This window comes from Bariatricus sp. TF06-38A (assembly GCF_027690675.1).
GTDB classification, from domain to species: Bacteria; Bacillota; Clostridia; order Lachnospirales; family Lachnospiraceae; genus Allocoprococcus; species Allocoprococcus comes.
The window spans coordinates 98,286-105,663 of sequence record NZ_JAQFCE010000010.1 but is presented as its reverse complement, the minus strand read 5'-3'; the positions used below and the strand labels follow the sequence as shown (position 1 = coordinate 105,663).

At 47.5% G+C, this 7,378-nt stretch carries 9 protein-coding genes; all 9 read right to left on the bottom strand.

All coding sequences use genetic code 11. The annotated features are described in order from the left end of the window. Positions 1-1,289 (bottom strand): relaxase/mobilization nuclease domain-containing protein (locus PG418_RS09780; RefSeq protein WP_498837332.1); only part of this gene is annotated, 1,289 nt, incomplete at its 3' end. Positions 1,290-1,377: 88 nt separating this feature from the next. Next, positions 1,378-1,668: a CD1845 family protein gene (locus PG418_RS09775; protein WP_117552653.1), complete on the bottom strand. Its 291-nt coding sequence runs from the start codon at positions 1,666-1,668 to the stop codon at positions 1,378-1,380. Between the two features lie 85 nt (positions 1,669-1,753). Next, positions 1,754-2,098: a plasmid mobilization protein gene (locus PG418_RS09770; protein ID WP_005361131.1), complete on the bottom strand. Its 345-nt coding sequence runs from the start codon at positions 2,096-2,098 to the stop codon at positions 1,754-1,756. Beyond that, positions 2,095-2,793: a hypothetical protein gene (locus PG418_RS09765; protein ID WP_118654718.1), complete on the bottom strand. Its 699-nt coding sequence runs from the start codon at positions 2,791-2,793 to the stop codon at positions 2,095-2,097. Before PG418_RS09765 ends, PG418_RS09770 begins: the two co-directional genes overlap by 4 nt. Then, the gene (locus tag PG418_RS09760) at positions 2,793-3,713 is read right to left on the bottom strand and encodes a DUF4316 domain-containing protein (RefSeq protein ID WP_064785837.1); all 921 of its coding nucleotides are present in this window, start codon (positions 3,711-3,713) and stop codon (positions 2,793-2,795) included. The genes PG418_RS09765 and PG418_RS09760 overlap by 1 nt, the downstream gene beginning before the upstream one ends. A 13-nt stretch (positions 3,714-3,726) precedes the next feature. Beyond that, positions 3,727-4,320, bottom strand: coding sequence for a hypothetical protein (locus PG418_RS09755; protein ID WP_442871277.1), 594 nt, complete (start codon positions 4,318-4,320; stop codon positions 3,727-3,729). A 192-nt stretch (positions 4,321-4,512) separates the two neighbouring features. After that, positions 4,513-4,881, bottom strand: a complete 369-nt coding sequence (locus tag PG418_RS09750) for a cysteine-rich VLP protein (protein ID WP_015542943.1) — start codon at positions 4,879-4,881, stop codon at positions 4,513-4,515. A 5-nt stretch (positions 4,882-4,886) separates the two neighbouring features. Further along, positions 4,887-5,270 (bottom strand): hypothetical protein, encoded by a 384-nt coding sequence (locus tag PG418_RS09745; protein WP_015542944.1) that lies wholly within the window; start codon positions 5,268-5,270, stop codon positions 4,887-4,889. Further along, positions 5,267-7,375: a DNA topoisomerase 3 gene (locus PG418_RS09740; RefSeq protein ID WP_117650590.1), complete on the bottom strand. Its 2,109-nt coding sequence runs from the start codon at positions 7,373-7,375 to the stop codon at positions 5,267-5,269. The genes PG418_RS09745 and PG418_RS09740 overlap by 4 nt, the downstream gene beginning before the upstream one ends. Positions 7,376-7,378: the final 3 nt, after the last annotated feature.

Sequence of the window (7,378 nt, the reverse complement as noted above, 5' to 3'; positions counted from 1 at the left end):
GCAGAATAGGCTTTCCGTTTTTGTTCCAGAAGATCGGTGTATTCCTCCCGGAGAGATTTGACAGAGGGGAGCTTTTTGATTCCCAGCTCGTCAAAATGATTCTTTGCCGCCTGGTGCAGCAGAATTTCAGCTTCATGTTCTGTTCGGAATTTTTTGCTGTACCCGGCTTTGCGATATTCTACATAGACAGCCCGCGTTTTCGCATAGTTTACGATCTGTTTTTGCAGCTCGGCATTGGCGTTCATTTTTGACTCCAGATCTTTGATCTGAACGGATAAGGTATTGAAATTAGTGGTAGTGGCGTTGGCTTTTTCCAGAAGATCCTCATAACCCATATCGCCATGTTCTTTTAAGTAGAGCACTGCCTGAGAAAGCTGCTTTAGGTTGAACACTTTTGCCCAGCGCTCATAACCAGGGCCCTTGCCGGAACGGATTGCAACTTCAATATCAACCAGCAATCCAACTTTGGAAACCGTTTTTTTAGAAAAGGCATGGCGGGGTTTTACTGTCCGTGTACCGGCAATCCGTTCTTTGATGGCTTGTTCTGTATAATCGCCTTTGAGCGTATCGCATCGGGTATAATTTTCTTGTCCCGGAACTCGGAACCGAAGATGTTTTCTTTCACGGTTGACTTCCAGCCCAGCAGTTTCCAGCTTCTGTAGAAGTTCCTCAAAATCTTTTGGCTTTTCCTCTAATGCAGCATCAATAGCAATGCGTATCTGCTCCTGAAAGGAAGGCTGCTTTTTATTCCCCAGCCATGTGCCATAATGCTCTCGGCTGGGTTTCGGATTTTCTACAATCGAAAGTCCATGTTCCAAACACAGCTTGTCATTCATTCGCCGGATTGCCCAGGTAGAACCCCAGAAGTTGCGAAATTTTTTCTGACAGTCCAGTGTAGTAGAGTTGATAATGATGTGATTATGGACATGGTGCTTATCCACATGGGTGCAGACAACAAAGGCATGGTTTCCTTTTGTGAGCTTCAGTGCCAGCTCCCTGCCGATCTGATTAGCTTCTTCTGGCGTAACTTCGCCGGGCTTAAATGCCTGACGGAGATGGTAGGCGATCACATCATCTGCACCCTGATTTCTGCCGGTCAGATTTGCATACTGTCGTTTGGACAGAAGAAACTCTGCATCAGCAAGCCGGGTATCACACTCATAGCCATAAATGAATTTTCCAAAATCGGTTTTCTGCGGATTTTCTACATAATCAATAATATCTGCAATCGCAGTAGAGATATTCCGACCTTTTCCTACATGCAGAGGCATCAGTCTTGTGGTCGCTATTTTCGTCACCTCCTTAACTTAATTTCAATCAGAGAAGTTATAATTGCAGAAAAAGAGCGGGGCTGCCTATGCGCCCCGCCAAATCTGCTTAACCAAATATAAAATCCTTTAAGGCACTGTTTGCCCCGCCAATGATCCCTACCAGCCATGCAGCCGCCAGAGGCAGACCGTATGGACTGATAAGAAAGGCGATCATAAGCCATGCAAGACCCGGCAAAAAACCTGCGACAAAGAACAGCACCAATGCCGCCAGAAAGATGATCCCGGAAAGAATCCCAAGTACCGCACCGGAAAAAACCACTAAAAATTTACATACCAGATAAAGAATCCCCGTAACCAGCATAAAGGGAAGTGCCAGTAATTTACCTATCAAACGCATACGCTTTGCCTCCTTTCAGAAGGGCATCTGCCCTTATAAAAATTTTACCGTGACGGCAAAAAGAAAGCAACGGCTTTCCGGCTGTTTATGAAATGTTTGCAAATCCCCGGATCAGTTTGTCCATGCCATCCCAAAGGCTGTCCAGACGGGTGCGGATGTCATCTATATCTGCGGCATAAATATTGCCGGTCTCATTGGCCCGTCTGGTATATTGGTTTAAGTTATTGGAACAAATGCGGAGAAGCCGGATCATTTCCTGAATATCTCCCATATCAAGGTGAATGATGTAACCGTCTACGGCCATCTTTCGCAGATATGCCGACAGGTTGGTAATGCCAAGTTCCGCCATGCGTTCTTTTACCAGTTCGGCCTCCGGTTCGGACATGACAAATTCGACGCGGACGGATTTTTTGTTATGCCCGCCCTTCATCGTTCCAACCCTCTTTTATGAGATGAGACCTCCTGTGTTGAAACCACCGTCTTTGCTCTTTTGAGTTTTTCCCGCAGGGTGGTCTTTTCCAGCTTATCAAGATATTCCTCCAGATTTCCGGCTGTCGCATGATAGCTGCGTTTGAAGCGTTCCCGTTTTAGAATCATCATCAGCTCCGGCTCATTTTCCGGCAGATAAGTCATTGTTTTAGGGACTCCATGCTCTGGCATAAACCGGTTCATAAGCTGTCTCCGTTCCTGATAGGGAATCGTGATAACATTTCCATCCGCAAATGCAACGGCTACATTTCCGATTGGACAGGTCAGCTTTTTCATCCGTTCCACATGTTCTCTATAATTTAGCGGATAGAGATTGCCAAATATTTTTCCGTCCCTGACTTCTTTCAAAGAGATGGCATAAGCCAAAACGGGATCATTTGTCTGTTCCTGGTAAAACCGCCACACTTTATTTTCATGGCTTCCATCCAGATAAACTTCCCGTTCGCGCAGGGTATAGGTTCCGCAAGGGCGTGACATCCAAAGAAGCTGTTTATCCTCTGAACGGTCTGACACAGCCAGTTTTGAAATCAGTTCCTTATCCAGGTCAAAGTCCTCTTTATAATGTTGGGTATGAAGATCTACGATACGGGAAAGAGCACCCAAAAGATCTACATCCTCAAATCTTACCCCGGCCATCAGCGTTCCCTTTCCGGCACAGGAGGGATCATCTGCCTTGCTTCATGCTCCGGTTTGTCTGCTTTCAAACGGTCCATCAAAGACGGCTTTGCTTCCGGCACCAGCTCCCGGATTTCTTCATCCGTCTGTCCGTCTGTCAGATCCGGGCGCACAGGAGGTTCGTTGTTCAGCCTGCCATCCAGCATATTGTAGTTCCCGGTTTGTCCTTCCTCATAAAGTTCCGCATTGCGAAGATAACTTTCCGGCGCCTGAAACGGCTGTCCGGCAAACAGAATTTCTCTTTGGGTGGTAAACTGTGCAAGGACCCCATTTTGCAGTCTCGCAAATTCTTCATACTGGCGCAAGGTAAGCCCTCGTTCCAACATTTCCGTCTGGGTATGCGCCCAGCCTTCTCCATAAAGAAAATAATACATATCGGGCTGATCACAGACAAAACACAGGGAACCGTCCTGATTGTCATAGTAAGATGGCTGCATATCCTGGTAATGGCAACGTTCCTCACGCCCCAAATACACACGGTTGTCCGCACCCAGCATAGCGACCATACCCGCGTAATTACTATGGACCGCAGAGCGGATTTCTACCAGCGGATCTGTTTGAGAAGGAATCTGTCGGCCCGGAATCTCGTTTTGTTTTTCCGCTGCATCATTTCTTGGTATTACTTCTTCATGGCTGCGCGCATCCAGTTCCGGTTGAGATGTTCCTTTCCGAACAGCGCCGGGTTCCGGTTCTTTTTCTTTCACATAGTATCGGACATTTGCTGTCGTATGCTCGTTGGCTTCCTTTGCATAGTTTTCAGCGTCGGCTTTGCTATCAAACTCCAACGGTTTTCCATTTTCCTTGCACCAGCTTTGTGCCGGTCCGAAAATAGAAGTGCTGCTTCGTACTGCCCATACACCATAGGTCCGTTTCCTTTCCATTTCGCATCCCTCCTTATCGTTCCTGCTGTTTGGAAGTTTGTTGCTTTTTTACTGGGTCTGCCGGTTTTGTTGCCTTTAGCTGCTGACGGAGAGAATTCTTATGCTCTGGTTCGGAATCTGTGATGTTGACATATTCGCCAATGATACAGAGCGCTTCTCCATAACTGCCGGAAGCAAATACCCGGTCAGACATTTCTTTTGCCTGTTCTTTTAGACCATGCTCCCGCAAAGTACGGGAAGCAATACCAAGCAGATTAAAAATGTTCCCATCTGCTCCGATCAGAGGGCAGTCCGGTTTATCTGCCAATGGTTCCGGTGTTTCTATAAATCCGCCTAAATAATTCGGCACAAAGTCCGACAGCCATGTGCCGCCATAGACTTCATGGGTCTGTAAACGCCACAGGGCAAGTTTCCCTATATCCAGTTTCACATCATCAAAAGGGTAAAGCAGACAGGTCAGTTCTCCGTGCTGAAAAGCAAACACATTTTCAAACTGGCTGCCATCTTTCAATATGCCTGCATTTGTCAACATTTCGTTGATCCCGTCCACCCATTCTGTCAGATCTCCGCCGCAGCCCTGTAAAATCAGTCCTTCCTTATCCGGCATACGGCGAAGATCCTCTGCAGTAATCGTGTTGATATTCAAAAAATCGCCTCCTATCGTTTTTGTTAAAATATAAGTTTTGTCCGCAACTTAACCTCATTTCAAAGCACCGGAGTATTCTTATACAGCTCCCTTAAAAACAGATGCGAATAGCCATTGAAAATCAAGGACTTTTGGGGCTAAGTTGCGGACATATCATGGTTGGTTTTGCCGCTGCCGACGTTTGCGTTTCCGCTCGGATTTCCGTCTTGCATAGACCCGGCAGGCATCGGAGCAATATGCCTGGCTGGTTATAGGAAGATATGATTTTCCACACACAGAGCATATTTTCTGTCTCATGGAGGTGTCCTCGCCGGTAATGGCTGATTCCAGTGCTGCATCCACCGGCAACACCGCTTTTTCAAAGTACCGGCAATAAGCACCGGTCCACCATTTATTCAGCATGTAGCAAGGGCTGTCCAGGGGAAGGCAGATCTTATCCTGAGAGTCATAGTTGGCGCAAAGCTCTGTAACCAGCTTTCGGATTGCAGACTGCTCCGAGCGTTTTAATTCCCTCTCTGCCATAATGCCTACCTTTCCGGGTCACTGCTTTGTCTGCCGCCGGAAATTCCGGTTGCATCAGTAACATTCCTGGACTGTGAAAGGGCATCGGCGATAGAGTTCCGCTTTTTCTGTTTTGGTTCATGGTAAATAAAAAGTTCGTTTTTTCCCGGTACATACAACAAGCCATTTTCTTCGCAGCGGAAAATATCACATTCTTTGTCAGTTGAAACAGCATAAAACCCTCTATAATCAAAGGGTACCTTTTGCCGCTCCTGATAGGTACACAGCCCTAAGTTGGGGTCACTTGCCAGCCGTTTCGATATGGCGAAAAAGTCGCCTTCTTTTTTGTAAAATTTTCGTATGGGCGTGAAGTGATAACCTCCATATTCAAAGGTTTTTCGATCAATCATTTGCGCCTGCCTTTCTTTACGGGAAATTCCAGCTTGAAATTCACATATTTACCGCCGGTATCATCCAGGATCACTTCCGCATCATAGGTCCTTCCTGTTTTTTCACTGTAAAGCCCGGACATAGAAATGCGGCCCTCTTTCAAAAGAGCCGCTGCCACAGACTTTGTGATAGATTTTTTCTTGCTGGAAAAGAAACGGTTATCTTTCCAAAGAGCAAAAGAACATTCCCTGTTGCCGCAGAAAAAACCTTTCTTTCCTTCAAATACCGGGGCACCGCAGCGGGGACATACCCCCACGGCTTCGTGTGCAGTTCCTTTGGAAGAAGGAAACAGATCCGCAAAACGTTCTTCCGGGGTAGTATGTTCTTTTACCAGCGTCCGGCTCATATCTGCAATCTGATCCATAAAAGATGTTGCCGACAGTTCGCCATGTTCCACTTGTTTCAGCATGGATTCCCATTCTGCAGTTAAGATGGGAGATTTGATATTGTCCGGCAGGACTGCGATCAGGTTCTTTCCTTTTTCCGTAGGAATGAGCTGCTTTTTCTTTCGCTGTACAAATCCGGCAGAAACCAGCTTTTCCAGTGTTGCCGCACGGGTAGCCGGAGTACCCAATCCTTTACGCTCGGCATCTTCCGGCATATCTTCCGCACCGGCAGTCTCCATAGCGGACAGCAGTGTGTCCTCCGTATAGTGCTTCGGCGGTGAAGTTTTCCCTTCACGGAGACTTGCTGATACAGCTTCAAAAGTCTGTCCTTCCTGCAGCACAGGGAGAGCGACAGCTTCATTTTCTTTGTGTTCCGTTTCACTCTGCCTGATACTCATACGGTGAATCCGTTCCACCTCTTTCCAGCCGGACTGTAAAATAGTCTTTCCTTTTGCCGTAAAAGTATATCCCTGGCAGTCCAATATAGCGGTGACCGCTTCAAATCGGTGTACCTGCGTTGTGGCACAAAGCAGTCTGACGGCAAGCAGGGTAAGCACATCCCGCTCCCCGGAAGGAAGCTCTGACAGGTCTGTCCGTGCGATTTCCACAGTTGGGATAATGGCATGGTGGTCAGTCACTTTGCTGTCATCTGTTACCCGGTCAATGTCCGGCTCTCCGGCGTAGCCTTTTCCAAAGGTCATATTGTCACGCAGCCACAGGATCAGGGAAGCGGCGGTTGCCTGCATGTCCTTCGTCAAATACTGGCTGTCCGTTCTCGGATAGGTTGCCAGCTTCTTTTCATAGAGAGATTGCACATAATCAAGGGTCTGTTGAGCCGTATAGCCATAAATACGGTTACATTCCCTTTGCAGAGTTGTAAGGTCATAAAGGCGGGGAGGCTGTATAGTTTTTACCTGCTTTTCCACAGAACGCACAAAAGCGGAGTTGTGGTCACAGTCCATACGGATTTTTTCAGCCTCGGATCGTTCCGTCATTTTTTCGCCGGAAGCAGTAAAACCTCCGCAGGTGATTTCCGGCACATAAAAAGGCTTACTGATGAAGGATTCAATATCCGACTCACGCTGTACCAAAAGTGCCAGTGTCGGTGACATAACACGGCCGACATTTAGGGTGACACCATACAGGACAGAAAAAAGCCGGGTGGCATTGATCCCGATCAGCCAGTCGGCTCCTGCCCGGCATACTGCCGCATCATAGAGCTTATCGTAATCACTGCCGGGACAGAGATGGTCAAAACCCTCACGGATCGCCGCATCCTCCATACTGGAAATCCAAAGCCGTTCCATAGGCTTATTACATCCGGCATATTCATAGACCAGACGGAAGATCAGTTCTCCTTCACGCCCGGCATCCGTAGCGCATACCACGGAATCAACCCGTTTGTCCTTCATCAGCCGGCACAAAAGAGCAAGCTGCGTTTTCTTATCCTTTGGAACTTCATATTTCCAGTTTTCCGGCAGGATCGGAAGGTCCTCATACCGCCATTTGGCGTACTGTTCTTTGTAAGCCTCCGGCTGTGCCAGTTCCAAAAGATGTCCCACGCACCAGCTCACCAGATAGCCGGAACCTTCGAGATAACCATCTTTTCTTTTCGTTGCGCCTAATACTGCTGCCAGTGACATAGCAACAGAGGGCTTTTCTGCAATCACAAGTTTCAATTT

Excerpts from the sequence above, each read along its gene's own strand:
- PG418_RS09760 (WP_064785837.1), bottom strand. The coding sequence starts at position 3,713 with ATGGAAAGGAAACGGACCTATGGTGTATGGGCAGTACGAAGCAGCACT.
- PG418_RS09770 (WP_005361131.1), bottom strand. The coding sequence starts at position 2,098 with ATGAAGGGCGGGCATAACAAAAAATCCGTCCGCGTCGAATTTGTCATG.
- PG418_RS09745 (WP_015542944.1), bottom strand. The coding sequence starts at position 5,270 with ATGATTGATCGAAAAACCTTTGAATATGGAGGTTATCACTTCACGCCC.
- PG418_RS09775 (WP_117552653.1), bottom strand. The coding sequence starts at position 1,668 with ATGCGTTTGATAGGTAAATTACTGGCACTTCCCTTTATGCTGGTTACG.
- PG418_RS09750 (WP_015542943.1), bottom strand. The coding sequence starts at position 4,881 with ATGGCAGAGAGGGAATTAAAACGCTCGGAGCAGTCTGCAATCCGAAAG.
- PG418_RS09755 (WP_442871277.1), bottom strand. The coding sequence starts at position 4,320 with ATGCCGGATAAGGAAGGACTGATTTTACAGGGCTGCGGCGGAGATCTG.
- PG418_RS09765 (WP_118654718.1), bottom strand. The coding sequence starts at position 2,793 with ATGGCCGGGGTAAGATTTGAGGATGTAGATCTTTTGGGTGCTCTTTCC.